Origin of the sequence: Mycobacterium sp. (genome assembly GCF_025933915.1) — a bacterium.
Classification (GTDB): Bacteria; Actinomycetota; Actinomycetes; order Mycobacteriales; family Mycobacteriaceae; genus Mycobacterium.
Window position 1 is genome coordinate 15,068 of sequence record NZ_JAICZA010000003.1, and the last position, 14,779, is coordinate 29,846.

11 protein-coding genes are annotated in these 14,779 nt (G+C 67.6%); 2 read left to right on the forward strand and 9 right to left on the reverse strand.

Features of this window, described 5'->3' with window-relative positions; genetic code table 11:
- Window positions 1-22: 22 nt before the first annotated feature.
- The 4 genes from Q0W90_RS00705 to Q0W90_RS00720 form a co-directional block, all read right to left on the reverse strand.
- Complete coding sequence (locus tag Q0W90_RS00705; RefSeq protein ID WP_297772654.1) at window positions 23-2,068, reverse strand: substrate-binding domain-containing protein; 2,046 nt, start codon at window positions 2,066-2,068, stop codon at window positions 23-25.
- Window positions 2,069-2,171: 103 nt separating this feature from the next.
- Entirely contained in the window at window positions 2,172-4,376 is a 2,205-nt protein-coding gene (locus Q0W90_RS00710; RefSeq protein WP_297594395.1) for a malate synthase G, read from the reverse strand.
- A gap of 322 nt (window positions 4,377-4,698) precedes the next feature.
- Window positions 4,699-5,739, reverse strand: coding sequence for a hemolysin family protein (locus tag Q0W90_RS00715; RefSeq protein ID WP_297594397.1), 1,041 nt, complete (start codon window positions 5,737-5,739; stop codon window positions 4,699-4,701).
- Window positions 5,736-7,106, reverse strand: coding sequence for a hemolysin family protein (locus tag Q0W90_RS00720; RefSeq protein WP_297699711.1), 1,371 nt, complete (start codon window positions 7,104-7,106; stop codon window positions 5,736-5,738). Before Q0W90_RS00720 ends, Q0W90_RS00715 begins: the two co-directional genes overlap by 4 nt.
- 322 nt (window positions 7,107-7,428) lie before the next feature.
- Here Q0W90_RS00720 and Q0W90_RS00725 point away from each other — a divergent pair, with 322 nt between their 5' ends.
- Window positions 7,429-8,052: a GNAT family N-acetyltransferase gene (locus tag Q0W90_RS00725; protein ID WP_297594401.1), complete on the forward strand. Its 624-nt coding sequence runs from the start codon at window positions 7,429-7,431 to the stop codon at window positions 8,050-8,052.
- A 48-nt stretch (window positions 8,053-8,100) separates the two neighbouring features.
- Here Q0W90_RS00725 and Q0W90_RS00730 read toward each other — a convergent pair whose 3' ends face one another.
- From Q0W90_RS00730 to Q0W90_RS00745, 4 genes are all read right to left on the reverse strand, one after another.
- Window positions 8,101-9,537 (reverse strand): GuaB1 family IMP dehydrogenase-related protein, encoded by a 1,437-nt coding sequence (locus Q0W90_RS00730; RefSeq protein ID WP_297772659.1) that lies wholly within the window; start codon window positions 9,535-9,537, stop codon window positions 8,101-8,103.
- A 39-nt stretch (window positions 9,538-9,576) separates the two neighbouring features.
- A complete protein-coding gene (gene gndA / locus Q0W90_RS00735; protein WP_297594405.1) occupies window positions 9,577-11,046 on the reverse strand; it encodes an NADP-dependent phosphogluconate dehydrogenase in 1,470 nt (489 codons plus the stop codon).
- A 100-nt stretch (window positions 11,047-11,146) separates the two neighbouring features.
- The gene (locus Q0W90_RS00740) at window positions 11,147-12,097 is read right to left on the reverse strand and encodes a M56 family metallopeptidase (protein ID WP_297594407.1); all 951 of its coding nucleotides are present in this window, start codon (window positions 12,095-12,097) and stop codon (window positions 11,147-11,149) included.
- A 14-nt stretch (window positions 12,098-12,111) separates the two neighbouring features.
- A complete protein-coding gene (locus tag Q0W90_RS00745; protein WP_297594409.1) occupies window positions 12,112-12,531 on the reverse strand; it encodes a BlaI/MecI/CopY family transcriptional regulator in 420 nt (139 codons plus the stop codon).
- 340 nt (window positions 12,532-12,871) lie between these two features.
- Between Q0W90_RS00745 and Q0W90_RS00750 the strand changes: the two genes are divergently transcribed.
- The gene (locus tag Q0W90_RS00750) at window positions 12,872-13,294 is read left to right on the forward strand and encodes a PaaI family thioesterase (protein ID WP_297594411.1); all 423 of its coding nucleotides are present in this window, start codon (window positions 12,872-12,874) and stop codon (window positions 13,292-13,294) included.
- An 80-nt stretch (window positions 13,295-13,374) separates the two neighbouring features.
- Here the strand turns inward: Q0W90_RS00750 and Q0W90_RS00755 are convergent, their stop codons facing one another.
- Window positions 13,375-14,769 carry an NAD(P)/FAD-dependent oxidoreductase gene (locus Q0W90_RS00755; protein WP_297594413.1) on the reverse strand — a complete coding sequence of 465 codons (1,395 nt, stop codon included), beginning with the start codon at window positions 14,767-14,769 and terminating at the stop codon, window positions 13,375-13,377.
- Between the last annotated feature and the right edge of the window lie 10 nt (window positions 14,770-14,779).

Here is a 14,779-nt window from a genome sequence, read left to right on the forward strand (position 1 = left end):
CGATCGCTGGCCGGCCGGCCCGTTAGCTCAAGAAGGCGTTGAGCGCCGTCGCGAGATCGGGGGATGCGGACGTCGCAAGGTTCTTATAGCTGCCGCCACTGAGCTGCGCGATCGCTTCCCACGTCGGTCGGTCCGGATCGGCACCGAAATTGATGACGTTCACCGCGATCGGCTTGGCCGGGTCGGCGCTCTTGCGGATGAAATCCTGTAGCCCCGGTCCGTCCAAGCTTTGGTCGGTGTGCGGTCCGGTGGTGATCACCAGGAGCGAATTGGTTTGGCCCGCGCGATAGTTGGCCTGCATGTCTTGGTAGATCATTCGCAGCGTGGTGAACGACACGGCACCACCGCCCGACGAGTACTGCTTGTCCAGCGCAGCCGACAGTGCCGCCGAGCGCGGCTGGCCACTGGGGGCGCCGACAGGGTCCGCCAGCGGCCCGCTTGCCACCTCGGAGCGGCCCTCGTGACCGTCGAAGGTCCACAGGCCCACGACAGCGGTGGGGGGTAGCGCTTTGATCCTGTCCTGAAGCGCACCAATCACGTTCGCCAGACGGGACTTCGCGCCTTCCTGGCCGGGCATCGACTGGTCAAGCATGATGGTCGTGGCCTGCCCGCCCGACGGGGCGGCCATGGCCTCGGCAAGTGTGGCGCGCATCGGGTCGTCGCCCACCGACAGCGTGGACGGGAGCGCCGGGAACGTCGTCACCGGGCTGCTGGGTGTTGTGACCCCGGTGACCCGGAAGCCCACCTTCGCCAGCTTGGCCAGCTGGTCGGGCTTGCGCATGAAACGGGAGAACTCGCTGGCCGCCGTGGCCTGTTCCCGGGTCAGCCACGACCCGCTGAGCAGCACGGTGGGGTAGTCGGCCACCGCCGCAGGCCCCGGCGGAAGCCAGGAAGCCAAGGCGCTCTTGGCGTTCGGCAGCGATTGGCCGCGGGCGAACAGCTGCTGTTCGGTGGTGATCACCGCGTGTACCGGTGCGGTCGCCGGGTCACCGGGCTTCAGCAGCGTGTTCATCGCCTCGGTCAGCGAGTTGTCGGCCAGTTTGGGTTGCGCGCTCAACAGGGTGTGCACCGCGCCAGTGCCCTGCGCCACCGGGGCCCCGGGGGGTACCGACGCGGCCGCGACCGCCTCGCCGGCGAGAAACGATGCGTCCCCGTTGCCATTCATCGGCAGCGCCAAACGCAGCGACCCCCACGCGGGTAAATTTAAGCCGGCCAACGCATTCGGGTTGGTTTGCAGCCCCGGCAGTGCCGCCCAATTCTGCTTGGAAAGGGCCGGTACCAGTTCGGGGCGCGCACCAAGCACCACCGGTGAGCTGACCAACGAATGACTCTCGCTGATTGTTTTCTGTGCCGTGGCGCCCGCCAGGCGTGCGGCGGAAATCGAGCTGCCCGGGATCCATAGCGCCGGTTGGCCACCCAGGTCGGCGGGCCACTTGCCGATGAAACCGTTGAGCACGGCGTCCGAGCCGGCGGGCTTGACGCTGACTACCATGCAGCGATCGCCGATCGGCCCGGCCCTTTTGTTGTAGCTTTCCGCGAATTCCTGAACGGAATCGGCGATCGACGGGTCGGCGACGACGGCGACGGTCTCTTGGCCGCCCACGCAGCGGCCGGCCGCCTTGTGTGAGCGCTTGGACAGCGCGTCGCCGAAGAAGCTCCACAGGATCACCGAACCCACCACGACGACGACGGCGACCAGCGCCACGATCACGCCGATGCTGACACCCCGGCGACCGCCCTCGCTGCGATGACCGCCGCGCCAATCGGCTAGCCCGCGATGACCACCCCGGAACAGCGACGGCGATGAGGCCGGGGGCTCCGAGCTCGACGGGCCGCCCTGCCGCGGCGGAAACTCCGGATACTCGTCGGCCGTGCTGTCCGTGAACGCGTCGCCCGCCGCGTAGGGCCCGTCGTCGGCATAGGGCTCGTCATCGGAATAGTCACGTTCGTCCGCGTAGTACTCCTGGTCCGCATGGTCATCGTCACCTCGGGACGGCTCGTCGACCACGTCGTCGCGAGGTGGCTCCTCGCGCGAGTCATCAGGGTCGGGCGCACTGTGCCTACCCATAGCAGTGCCCGCGGCCTTTCCGTCGATCCATCCGAATGAACTCGCCGCCGATCTTAGTCATCCGCGGCACTATTACACGTGCGAACCCGATTTGAGCGCAGGCTCAATTCGACTGCGCGGCGCGCGCCTTGGCCTCGCGCCGACGGCGATGCAGGATCGGCTCGGTGTAGCCGTTGGGCTGCTGCGTCCCGGTCAGGATCAGGTCCTGCGCCGCCAGGAAGGCCAGGCTGTCGTCGAAGTTGGGCGCCATCGGCAAATACGCCGCATCCTTGGCGTTCTGCGCGTCCACCAGCGGCGCCATCCGCTCCAGGCTGGCCCGCACGTCCTCCTCGGTGATCACGCCGTGGCGCAGCCAGTTAGCCAGCAGCTGGCTCGAGATCCGCAGCGTCGCACGGTCTTCCATGAGCGCCACGTCGTGAATGTCGGGCACCTTCGAGCAGCCGACGCCCTGCGCGACCCAGCGCACCACGTAACCGAGGATGGACTGGCAGTTGTTGTCGACCTCCTCGCGGATCTCCTCGGGAGCCCAGGCCAGTTCCTTGGCCAACGGGATGGTCAGCAACTCGTCGATGTTGGTGCGTTTCTTGCCCGCCAGCTCCTCCTGCACGGCGCCCACGTCGACGTAGTGGTAGTGCATGGCGTGCAGGGTGGCCGCCGTCGGCGACGGCACCCACGCGGTCGTCGCGCCGGCCTTCGGCTGTCCGATCTTCTGCTCGACCATGTCGGCCATCAATTCGGTCATCGCCCACATGCCCTTACCGATCTGCGCCTTGCCCTTGAAGCCGGCGGCCAGGCCGATGTCGACATTGGCGTCCTCGTAGGCCTTAATCCACGTGGTGCCCTTCATCGCACCCTTGCGGATCATCGGACCGGCCTCCATCGAGGTGTGGATCTCGTCGCCGGTGCGGTCCAGGAAGCCGGTGTTGATGAACACCACCCGGTCGGCCGCGGCCTTGATGCAGGCCTTGAGGTTGACGGTGGTGCGCCGTTCCTCGTCCATGATGCCGACCTTGAGGGTGCCCTGCGGCACACCGAGGACGTCTTCGACCCGGCTGAACAGCTCGCAGGTGAACGCGACCTCGTCGGGCCCGTGCATCTTGGGCTTGACGATGTAGATGGACCCGGTGCGGCTGTTGGCCAGCGGTCCGTTCGCGTCGTTCGTCTTGAGCCCATGGATCGCGGTCAGGCCGGTGAACAGCGCATCCATGATGCCCTCGAACACCTCTTTTTCTTCGTCGCCGTCGCCCCACACGATGGCGTCGTTGGTCATCAGATGTCCGACATTGCGGACGAACAGCAGGCTGCGGCCCGGCAGGGTCAGCTCACCCTCGCCGTCGGGCGTGGAGTAGGTGCGGTCCTGGTTGAGCACTCGAGTGAAGGTCTTGCCGCCTTTGTCGACATCTTCGGACAGGTCGCCCTTGTTCAGGCCGAGCCAGTTGCGGTAGCCGAGCACCTTGTCGTCGGCGTCGACGGCCGCCACCGAGTCCTCGAAGTCCATGATCGTGGTGATCGCCGATTCCAGGATCACGTCCTTGATGCTCGCGGCGTCGGTCTTGCCGATCGGCGAGTCCGGGTCGATGAGGATCTCGATGTGCAGGCCGTGGTTGACCAGCAACACCGACCAGTTGGGGGAGCCGAGCTCGCCGGTGTAGCCGGCGAACTTCTCCGGGCCGGCCAGGCCGACGGAGCCGTCGGCGGTCGCGACCTTCAACTGGCCGTCCTCGACGGACAGGCCGGTCGCGTCGGCCCATGACCCGGATTCCAGCGGCGCCGCCTGGTCCAGGAATTCGCGCGCGTAGGCGATCACCTTGTCGCCACGAACCTTGTTGTAGCTCGACCCCTTTTCGGCGCCATCGCTCTCGGGAATGACGTCGGTTCCGTACAGGGCGTCGTAGAGCGAACCCCACCGGGCGTTGGCGGCGTTCAGCGCGAACCGGGCGTTGAGCACCGGCACCACCAGCTGGGGGCCCGCGGTGGTGGTGATCTCGTCGTCAACACCGGAGGTGGTGATCGTGAAGTCCGCGGGTTCGGGCAGCAGGTAACCGATTTCGGTGAGGAACTCGCGGTACGCCTCGATATCGAGCGGCTCGATGACGCGCTGCCGGTGCCACTTGTCGATCTGGGCCTGCAGCTCGTCACGCCGGCGCAGCAGATCCTGGTTCTTGGGGGTGAGGTCGGTGACGACTTTGTCGACACCCGCCCAGAAGCTGTCCGGGTCGATATCGGTGCCGGGCAAGGCCTCTTCGTTTACGAAGTCGTACAGCACTCGGGCGACGCGCAAGTTCCCCGCCGACACGCGATCAGTCATGATTCTCCTCCGTCATGGGCCGCCCTGGACCACCATCGGGCCGTCCATGGGCCGGAAAGGCCCAGGTTGGCACTGTCATCAGCCTACCGAGCGCAGCCTGGCGAGCATTATCCGCCCGAACCCGCCACAGCAGGTCAGGCCACGCTGACAGGCCCACGAACGACGCTGCGGCGAACACCGGGATTGATTTCCAGCAACGCACGTTTCGCGCGCAGGCGGCGCGGTGCCCTCGCGAGCCCCTAGCGCCCTCCAGCACTTTCTTAACTGGAAGCCGTGAAGGATCATACGGGCTGCGCGCAGCCCTGCCCGCCGCCCAGTATCGCTACGCCTCGCGCATCGTCCCGACGAAGTCTTCGACCAGGTCTTCCATCGCCACCATCGCCACCACGGCGCCGCTTTCGTCGATCACCAATGCCAGATGGCTATTGCTGCGACGCAGCCGCGACAAGGCGTCGGCCAGCGGTAGCGACCGCGGCAGCCCCGGCAGGGGCCGCACCTTCGCCAGATCGATCACCGTCTGTGGATCACCGCCGAGTGTCAGCACGTCCTTGATGTGCAGATAGCCGATGAAACTGCCGTCGACGTTTGCCACGGGGAAGCGGGAGTAACCGCTCTGGGCCAAGGCGTCCTCGACCGCTCCCACCGTCGGGCCCTTGCCCGCCGCGACCACCGGCACCGCGTGCACCCCGGCGAGAGGCACCGCCACATCGCCGACCACCCGGTGGCGGATTTGCAGCGCCCGAGCCAGCCGGGTGCCTTCCTCCTGGTCCAGCAACCCTTCCGACGCGGATTCGGCGATCATCTCGCTCAGCTCGACGGGAGAGACGGTCATCTCCAGTTCCTCCTTGCGCTCGACGCCGAGCGCGCGCACCACCAGGCTGGCGCACTTGTCGTAGAACACGATGAACGGCCGGGCCGCGCGCACGTAGGCCAGATAGGGCGGGACGAGCAGCATCGCCGTGCGCTCCGGACCGGCCAGCGCGATGTTCTTGGGCACCATCTCGCCCAACAGCACGTGCAGCGTCACCACGATTGCCAGCGCGATCGCGAACGACAACGTGTGCAGCAGCGCCGGGTGAATCGCGGTCAGCCCGAGCGCCGTTTGCAGCAGGTCGGAGACGGCGGCCTCGCCGATCCGGCCGAGCAGCAGCGAGGCCGCCGTGACGCCCAACTGCGCGCCGGCCAGCATGGACGGCAGCTGCTCACCGGCGCGGATCACCGTGACGGCGGCCGCTTTGCCCTGTTCGGCCAGCGCTTCGAGGCGGTCGCGCCGCGCCGAGATGAGCGCAAACTCCGCCCCGACGAAGAACGCGTTCACCACGATCAGCAGGCACGCCAGCAGCAGGCCCATGGTGTCGTTCATCGGTGTCCCCCCGCCGCGGGGATTTCGTCGTGACCACTGAGTTCAGTCAATTCGAGCAGGTCGATCCGGCGGCCGTCCATCCGGATGACCCGCGCCTGCCAGCGCGTCACCGCGTCCAGCAGCCCATCCGCGTCCAAGCCGGGCAGCGGCACCGTTTCGCCGGCGGCCGGGATGTGACCGATCTCGCGCAGCACCAGGCCGCCGATCGTCTCGTAGGGACCTTCGGGTGCGCGAAAGCCGGTGGCGGTGGCCACCTCGTCGATGCGTAACAGGCCCGACACCCGCCAGCCGTTGCCGGCGGGCACCACATCCGGGGTGGCGTCGTCGTGCTCATCGCGGACATCGCCCACGATCTCTTCGATCAAGTCCTCGAGGGTCACCATGCCCGCGGTGCCGCCGTATTCGTCGACGACCAGTGCGGTTTGCAGGCTGTTGGCCCGGATCTCGGCCATCACCGCATCACCGTCCAGCGTTGACGGCACCACCGCAACGGGTTGGGCCACCGTGGTCAGCAGCGTGCGCGCGCGGTCGGCCCGCGGGATCGCGAACACCTGCTTGACGTGCACGATGCCGACGGTCTCGTCGAGGTCGCCCTCGACGATGGGGAAACGGGAAAACCCGGACTCGGCGGCCGCGGCCACCAGGTCGGCGACCGTGTCGTCGGTCTGCAGCGCCAGGATCTTGGACCGCGGCGTCATCAACTCCTCGGCGCTTAGGGTTCCGAACTTCAGCGATCGCCGCACCAGGCCCGCTGTCGCGGCGTCCAGTGCACCGCTGCGCGCGGACGAGCGCACCAGTGACAACAACTCTTGCGGTGACCGCGCGGACCGCAGCTCCTCGGCCGGCTCGATGCCCAGCCGGCGCACGATCCAGTTCGCCGCGCCGTTGGTCAATCTGATCGCCGGGGTCAGCAGCAGCGAGAACAACAGCTGAGCACCCACGACGGCGCGGGCGGTCGAGAGGGGTCGCGCCACCGCCAGGTACTTGGGGACGAGCTCGCCAAACACCATCGACACCGACGTCACGATCACCAGCACGAGGACGGTCATGATCGCGTCGCCAACCTTGTCGGGGATGTCGATCGTGTCCAGCCACGGGTGCGGCAAGTCCGCCACCATTGGATCGGTCAGGTAGCCGGCCGCCAGCGTGGTGACGGAGATCCCGAGCTGGGCGCCCGACAATTGAAACGACAGCCGGTGGTGCGCGCGACGGATCCAGCGGTCGCGGCGGCCACCGCCGCGGGCGTTTGCCTCCACGGCGCTGCGGTCCAGGGTGGTCAGCGAGAATTCGGCGGCGACGAACACTGCGTTGCCGAAGATCAGCACCGTGATCGCCACAACGCTGATCACGGCGACGGTGACGTTCATGAACTACGCCGCCCGCTGGTCGAGGGTGGTGGCCCGGGGACCGAGACAGGCGCCGGAGGAGGCTCCGCATCGGGCGGCTCGTTCGACGGCCCGTGCGCCGGCAAGCCGATGGCCTGCACGGGTGCCTGCGGCACGTCGATCCTTTCGCTGCCTGGTAACCGAGCGGACGCGGTTGCTTCCGTCTTTGCTGCCTTATGCTAGCCCGGGTGAAGGCCGTGCCGCGCCGGTCATTCGGGGTCATCCCGGTGCCGCCGCCGGATCACACCGGAGACCCGGGGCAACTTCGGTATGCCTACCCTTACTCAGGTACGCTCTGCGCACTATGCCCGACGCCCCAACGGAAACGTCGTCCGTTCAGATCCTGCCGCGCCAACGCTTCGATATCGCCGACGCGGTCGCGCAGATTCCCCGGCCACCCGTGCCCTCCCTGGATCGGCCCTTCGGGCTGCGCGTCGCGCGGCTCGCCGACGCGGACATGGTGGCCGAGTGGATGAACCGTCCGCATCTGGCCGAGGCGTGGGAGTACGACTGGCCGACGCCGCGGTGGCGGCAGCACTTGGACGCCCAACTCGAGGGCACCTACTCCCTGCCGTTGATCGGAAGCGTGCGCGGCGAAGATTGTGCTTATCTCGAACTCTATTGGGGTGCAAAAGACCTGATCTCGCGACATTATGACGCCGAGCCTTACGATCTGGGGCTGCACGCCGCCATCGCCGATCTGAAACTGGTGAACCGCGGCTTGGGGCCGATGCTGTTGCCCCGCATCGTGGCCAGCGTCTTTTCGTTGGAACCGCGTTGTCGCCGGATCATGTTCGACCCCGATCACCGCAACGCCACCGCGCGCAGGGTGTGCGAGTACAGCGGATGCGCGTTCCTCGGCGAGCACGACGCGACGAACCGGCGCATGGCGCTCTACGCGCTAAAAGCCCCGACCACGGACGCGTAACCGCTGTCATCGGGCGCCATCCCGGCGGCGACCAGCTCCCTGCGCGTGTCACCACCCCAGGGGTAGCGGATGCCCCTCGGCGAAGCCCGCGGTCGACTGCACCCCGACCACCACCCGTTCGTACAGTTCCGCAAGGCTGGCGGCGCCGACGTAGGTGCAGGTGCTGCGCACCCCCGAGGTGATGTGATCGAGCAGATCCTCCACACCGCCGCGGGCCGGGTCCAGCCCCATCCGTGATGTCGAAATGCCTTCCTCGAACAGCGCTTTGCGGGCTCGGTCGAACGCGGTCTCGGCGCCGCCGCGGGCGGCCACGGCTCGTTTGGACGCCATGCCATAGCTCTCCTTGTACGGCTGGTCCTCGCGGTCGCGCATGAGGTCGCCGGGCGACTCGTAGGTGCCGGCGAACCACGACCCGATCATCACGTTGGATGCTCCGGCGGCCAGCGCCAGCGCCACATCGCGCGGATGCCGGATGCCGCCGTCGGCCCACACATGTCCACCCAATTCTCGTGCAGCCGAGGCGCATTCGACGACGGCCGAGAATTGTGGGCGCCCGACTCCGGTCATCATCCGGGTGGTGCACATCGCGCCCGGGCCGACCCCGACCTTGACGATGGTCGCCCCGGCGTCGAGCAGATCACGGGTGCCCTCCGCCGAGACCACATTGCCCGCCGCCAGCGGCACACCGTGATCGAGCGACGCGATCGTCCGGATCGCCTCCAGCGTTTTGACCTGATGTCCGTGGGCGGTGTCGATGACCAGGAGATCGATGCCGGCCTCGACCAGCGAGCGCGCCTTGGCTCCCGCGTCGCCGTTGATGCCGACGGCCGCGCCCACCCGCAGCCGGCCGCGCGCGTCGACGGCCGGGGTGTACAGACCCGCGCGGATGGCGCCGGTGCGGGTCAGCACCCCGGCCAGCGTGCCATCGGCGTTCGTCACGACCGCGACACCGATCGCGGACTGCTCGAGCAGATCGAAGATCTTGCGCGGCTCGGTACCCACAGGGGCGGTGACGAAGTCGGTCATCGCGACGTCGCGCACCCGGGTGAAGCGGTCCACTCCGAGGCACGACGATTCGCTCACCAAACCAAGGGGACGGCCCTCGAAGGCCACGACGGCGATACCGTGCGCCCGCTTGTGGATCAGCGCCGTCGCGTCGGACACCGAGTCGTCGGGCCCGAGGACCACCGGGGTGTCGAGAACCAGGTCACGGCCCTTGACGAACTGCACCGTCTGCTCGACCGCGGTGATCGGCAGATCCTGCGGCAGGATGACGAGGCCACCCCGGCGCGCCACCGTCTCAGCCATCCGCTTCCCGGCCACCGCGGTCATGTTGGCGACGACGACCGGAATCGTGGTGCCCGAGCCGTCGCCGGTGGACAGGTCCACGTCAAACCGCGACGGCACCTCCGAGCGGTTCGGCATGATGAAGACGTCGTTGTAGGTCAGGTCATATCCGGGTCGGTGCCCGTCGAGAAACCTCATCGCAACTCAAGCCCCCTTACGCCCTCCAGTGTGGCCGGGCTACGCCGGCACTTCGGTGCGATCGCCGCTCCACAACGTGTGGAAGCGCTTGTCGGGGTCGTCATCGATGCGGCCGTAGGTGTGCGCGCCGAAGAAGTCCCGCAACCCCTGGGTCAGCGCCGCGGGCAACCGCTCGGTGCGCAGCGCGTCGTAGTAGGACAGCGCCGAGGAGAAGCCGGGGATCGGAATGCCCAGCTGGGTGGCGGTCACCACGACACGGCGCCAACCGTCGACGGCGGCCTCGATGGCGCTGCGGAAGTAGGGCGCGACGATCAGTGTCGGCAGGTCCGGGTCTTCGTCGAAGGCGTCCTTGATCCGGTTGAGGAACTTCGCCCGGATGATGCAGCCGCCACGCCAGATGGTGGCCAGGTCGCCGGGGGAGACGCCCCAATCGTATTCGGCGCTGCCGGCCTGAATCTGGTTGAAGCCCTGCGCGTACGCGATGATCTTGGACGCATAGAGCGCCTGCCGGATGTCCTCGGTGAACTGCCTTGCATCGGTGGCCTTTTCACCCAGCTCACCCGAGGCCAGCCCGGTGGTGGCCCTGCGCTGGGTCACAGACCCCGACAATGCGCGCGCGAACACCGCCTCGGCGATGCCGGTGACCGGTACGCCGAGGTCCAGGGCCGACTTGACCGTCCAGCGGCCGGTGCCCTTTTGTTCGGCTTCGTCGAGGATCAGGTCGACGAGCGGCTTCCCCGTCTTGGCGTCGGTCTGGCGCAAGACCTGCGCGGTGATTTCGACGAGGAAGCTGTCCAGGTCGCCCGTGTTCCACTCGTCGAACACGTCGGCGATCTCACCGGCGGTCTTGCCGAGCCCGTCGCGCAGCAGTTGATAGGCCTCGCCGATCAGCTGCATGTCGGAGTATTCGATGCCGTTGTGCACCATCTTGACGAAGTGCCCGGCGCCGTCGGGACCGATGTGGGTGCAGCACGGCACCTCGTCCACGTGCGCGGAGATCTCCTCGAGAAGGGGGCCCAGCGACTTGTACGACTCGGCCGGGCCGCCGGGCATGATCGACGGGCCGTTGAGCGCGCCCTCCTCACCGCCGGAGATGCCGGCGCCGACGAAGTGCAGGCCGCGCTCGCGCATCGCCCTTTCCCGGCGGATGGTGTCGGTGTAGAGGGCGTTGCCGCCGTCGATGATGATGTCGCCTTCCTCCATGGCGTCGGCGAGTTCGTTGATCACGGCGTCCGTCGGGTCGCCTGCCTTGACCATGATCAGCACCCGGCGCGGCTTTTCCAGCGCGTCGAGGAATTCCGCGATGGTCTCCGAACGCACGAACTTGCCGTCGTCGCCGTGTTCTTTGAGCAGCGCATCGGTTTTGGCGATCGACCGATTGTGCAGCGCCACGGTGTAACCGTGGCGGGCGAAATTGCGGGCGATGTTCGACCCCATCACGGCCAGGCCCGTGACGCCGATCTGCGCGGTGCCGGTTTTGGAACCCGCCTGGGTGTCCGACGAACTCATGTCTTCGCCTCTCAATCGGGAGAACTTCTCGGCAAAAGCTTTCGTGACACTGTGGCACAGCGCATGGACATGTGTCCGGGGTGATCGGCCGTCGGCGGCCTCAGAGGTTGAACAGGCGTTCCAGCTCGGTGAGCCACGGCACGGCGAGCGCGACGGTGGGCACCACGAATACCGCCGCCGCGGCAAGGTACGCGGCCGCCGACAACACGGCGCTGTTGCCACGCCCGCCCAGCCGGCGCACACGCAGCACCGTGCTGGGACCGCCCGCCGCGAGCGCGCCGGACGGCGCCCGCCCCGACGCGCAGGCGACCAGCGCCCGGGCCAGGGGACCGCGGCCGGCGGCGCGCACCGCCGCGTCGTCGGCGAGCAGTTCGACCAGAAGCTGGACGGCGCCCAGCGCGTTGGCGCTGCGGACCAGCCGCGGGAAGGCCGCGTGCACGGCGGTGAAGGCCTCCAGCACCAGGTCGTGACGGGCCCGGAGGTGAGCCCGCTCGTGGGTGAGGATGGCCGCGACTTCGGCGTCGGCGAGCGCGCTGAGCGCTCCTTCGCTGACCACCACCCGGCTGCGCACCCCCGGCAGGCAGTAGGCCAGCGGTTGCGGGACATCCAACACGCGAAGATCGCGCGTTCGGGTGCACGTCTGGGAGAGCGCCGAGTCGTGGCCGACCCCGACCAGGTCGACGACCATGCGGTGATGGGCACGGCGCCTCCGATTCGCGACCGCGACCTGGGCGATGGCGACCATCAATCGGGCGCCGACGAGCACCGTCAGCGCGAAGACGCCGATGTATGCCGTCCATAGCGGCCACCCGAGCCGGCCGGCGGCGCCGACGATGCTGGCCGTGGGCCGTCCGTCGGGACCGGGCATGAGCAGCCGGGTGGCGATCGCGATGCCGGCGCTGAATGCCGACAGGACCGCGGCCAGCGCGACGGCTTGCCACAGCACCATCGCGGCGCGGGGGGCGCGCAGCGGCCAGCGCGCGCGTGCCAACATGGCCGGCACCGGGCCGGTCAGCAGCACCGCGAGAATGGTGAAAGCCAGCGCGGACACACCGCTAGTGTCCCTCAGCCCTCCGGGCCAGCGCCAGCAGATGGTGAGTTATTGCGTTGATTGGCTTCCAACTCGGCCAGTGCGCGCCGAAGCGCCTCTGCCTCGTCGGCGCCGACGCGCTCGACGAAGTGCACCAGGGCGGCCTGTCGGCCACCGGAATCCTCGGCCTGGGATAGCGCGTCCACCATCAGGCCGGCGACCAGCTCGTCGCGGCCGTGCACGGGGGCGTACCGGTGTGCCCGGTCGTCGCGGATCTGGGAGACCAGGTTCTTCTTGGCCAACCGCTGCAGCACGGTCATGATCGTGGTGTAGGCGAGGTCGCGCTGAGCCGACAACGCCTCATGGACCTGGCGAACGGTCTGCGGCTCGGCCGTGGACCACAGATGGTCCATGACGGCCCGTTCGAGGTCCCCCAGCCGTGTCAGTTTGGCCATATTCGTTCATCTCCTGAGCGTCGAATCCAGACTACTCCCGCTTACTACCGGCGGTCGTACGGAAAGCTGACAAATCGCTGGGTTGGCCGGCGTACGCGTCGCCGCCGCGGACAAGTTGAACGATACCCCTTGCAAAGTTAGGGCAGCCTTCCCTATGCTAATCGAGTCGAGCGATAACGGACCGTGTGAGAGTCCTGAGGGCTGCAGTGACCCCCGGTCTTACTCGATCGGCGAGCCCCGTGCCTTGTGCACGGGGCTCAGCCGTTTTTGGGGGACGTTCTCCGGGCCGGTTGTTCTGCCGCGAGAGCCTTCCCGCAAGCGATGGTGTAAACACAGGGACGTGCCAGAGCCGCAGGAAACGATCATTCCGCCCCATTTCTCCGCGCCATTCGACCGCGAGATCGGCTTGCAGTTCACCGAACTCAGCCCCGACGGTGCCCGCGCCCAACTCGAGGTGACCCCCAAACTGTTGCAGCCGATGGGTCTCGTGCACGGCGGCGTTTACTGCTCGATGATCGAAAGCATGGCCAGCGTGGCCGCCTACACCTGGCTGGCCAGCCGGGGTGGCGGGAATGTCGTGGGAGTCAACAACAACACCGATTTTCTGCGTTCCATCGGTTCGGGCATGGTGTACGGCACCGTCGCACCGATACACCGCGGCCGGCGCCAGCAATTGTGGTTGGTCACCATCACCGACGACGACGATCGCGTGGTCGCCCGGGGCCAGGTGCGGCTGCAGAATCTCGAACTCCGCGACGACTGATCAAAGGGCGCACGATTCACGTGCCCCGATCATCGAATACCCCAGTCCGGGAACAGGATTCGCAAACCGGCCGGCCCCGGCTAGCTGGCCCGTCTGGCGGCACTTGCTGCGGGGCGCTTGGTCTCCGCAGCGAGTACCGCCAGCTGTTCGAGCCGGGTTCGGGCGAACGCCTGCTGCTCGGTGATGGTGAGTTGGCCCCGTCGGGTACTCAGGAACGTCACCGTCCATGACAGCAGCGTGCTGACCTTGGTCTTGAACCCGACCAGGTAGACCAGGTGCAGGACCAGCCACGCGAACCAGGCGAACAGGCCGCTGAATTCGGCCGGACCGATCTTGGCCACCGCGGAAAATCGCGACACCGTGGCCATGGAGCCTTTGTCGAAGTACTGGAACGGTTCCCGCTCGGCCGGATCGGCTCCGTCGAGTTCGGCCTTGATCGTGTTGGCGACGTACTTGGCGCCCTGGATCGCACCCTGGGCTACGCCGGGTACGCCTTCGACGGCGGCGAGGTCGCCGACGACGAACACGTCGGGATGGCCGGGGATGGACAGGTCAGGCAGCACCTTGACCCGCCCGGCCCGGTCGAGTTCCACCGTCGATTGGTCGGCGAGGTCGCGGCCCAGCGGGCTGGCTGCCACGCCGGCGGACCATACCTTGCAAGCGGATTCGATGCGCCGGACGGTGCCGTCGGAGTCCTTGACGGTGATGCCGTTGCGGTCGACGTCGATGACCATGGCGCCCAGCTGAATCTCCACGCCCATTTTTTCCAGCCGATCGGCGGCCCGCCGACCCAGCTTGTCGCCGAAGGGCGGCAGCACGGCGGGGGCGGCGTCGAGCAGGATCACGCGCGCCTTGGTGGAGTCGATGTGGCGGAAGGAGCCTTTCAGCGTGTAGGTCGCCAATTCCGCGATCTGCCCGGCCATTTCGACACCCGTGGGGCCGGCCCCGATCACGGTGAACGTGAGCAGCTTGGCCCGTCGTTCCGGATCACGAGACCGCTCGGCCTGTTCGAACGCGCTCAGGATGCGCCCGCGCACCTCGAGGGCGTCGTCGATCGACTTCATGCCCGGGGCGAACTCGGCGAAATGGTCGTTCCCGAAATACGACTGCCCGGCCCCGGCGGCGACAATCAAGCTGTCGTAAGGGGTTTCGTAGGTGTGGCCGAGCAGATCCGATACGACGAACTTGCCGGCCAAGTCGATGTGCGTGACGTCACCGAGCAATACCTGGACGTTGCGCTGCCGGCGCAAGACGACCCGGGTGGGCGGGGCGATGTCGCCTTCGGACACGATGCCCGTCGCCACTTGGTAGAGCAACGGCTGGAAGAGGTGGTGCGTGGTGCGGGCGATCAGTTTGATATCAACGTTGGCGTGCTTGAGTTTCTTTGCGGCGTTGAGCCCGCCGAAGCCTGAGCCGATGATGACGACTCGATGGCGACGCTCCGGTCCAGCTGTCGTTCCTGGCTGGGGGCTCATGTTTCCGCTG

What these genes read in the sequence shown, in the direction of transcription:
- Q0W90_RS00705 (WP_297772654.1), bottom strand. Translation starts at nt 2,068, where the DNA reads ATGGGTAGGCACAGTGCGCCCGACCCTGATGACTCGCGCGAGGAGCCA.
- Q0W90_RS00710 (WP_297594395.1), bottom strand. Translation starts at nt 4,376, where the DNA reads ATGACTGATCGCGTGTCGGCGGGGAACTTGCGCGTCGCCCGAGTGCTG.
- Q0W90_RS00715 (WP_297594397.1), bottom strand. Translation starts at nt 5,739, where the DNA reads ATGAACGACACCATGGGCCTGCTGCTGGCGTGCCTGCTGATCGTGGTG.
- Q0W90_RS00720 (WP_297699711.1), bottom strand. Translation starts at nt 7,106, where the DNA reads ATGAACGTCACCGTCGCCGTGATCAGCGTTGTGGCGATCACGGTGCTG.
- Q0W90_RS00725 (WP_297594401.1), top strand. Translation starts at nt 7,429, where the DNA reads ATGCCCGACGCCCCAACGGAAACGTCGTCCGTTCAGATCCTGCCGCGC.
- Q0W90_RS00730 (WP_297772659.1), bottom strand. Translation starts at nt 9,537, where the DNA reads ATGAGGTTTCTCGACGGGCACCGACCCGGATATGACCTGACCTACAAC.
- gndA (WP_297594405.1), bottom strand. Translation starts at nt 11,046, where the DNA reads ATGAGTTCGTCGGACACCCAGGCGGGTTCCAAAACCGGCACCGCGCAG.
- Q0W90_RS00745 (WP_297594409.1), bottom strand. Translation starts at nt 12,531, where the DNA reads ATGGCCAAACTGACACGGCTGGGGGACCTCGAACGGGCCGTCATGGAC.
- Q0W90_RS00755 (WP_297594413.1), bottom strand. Translation starts at nt 14,769, where the DNA reads ATGAGCCCCCAGCCAGGAACGACAGCTGGACCGGAGCGTCGCCATCGA.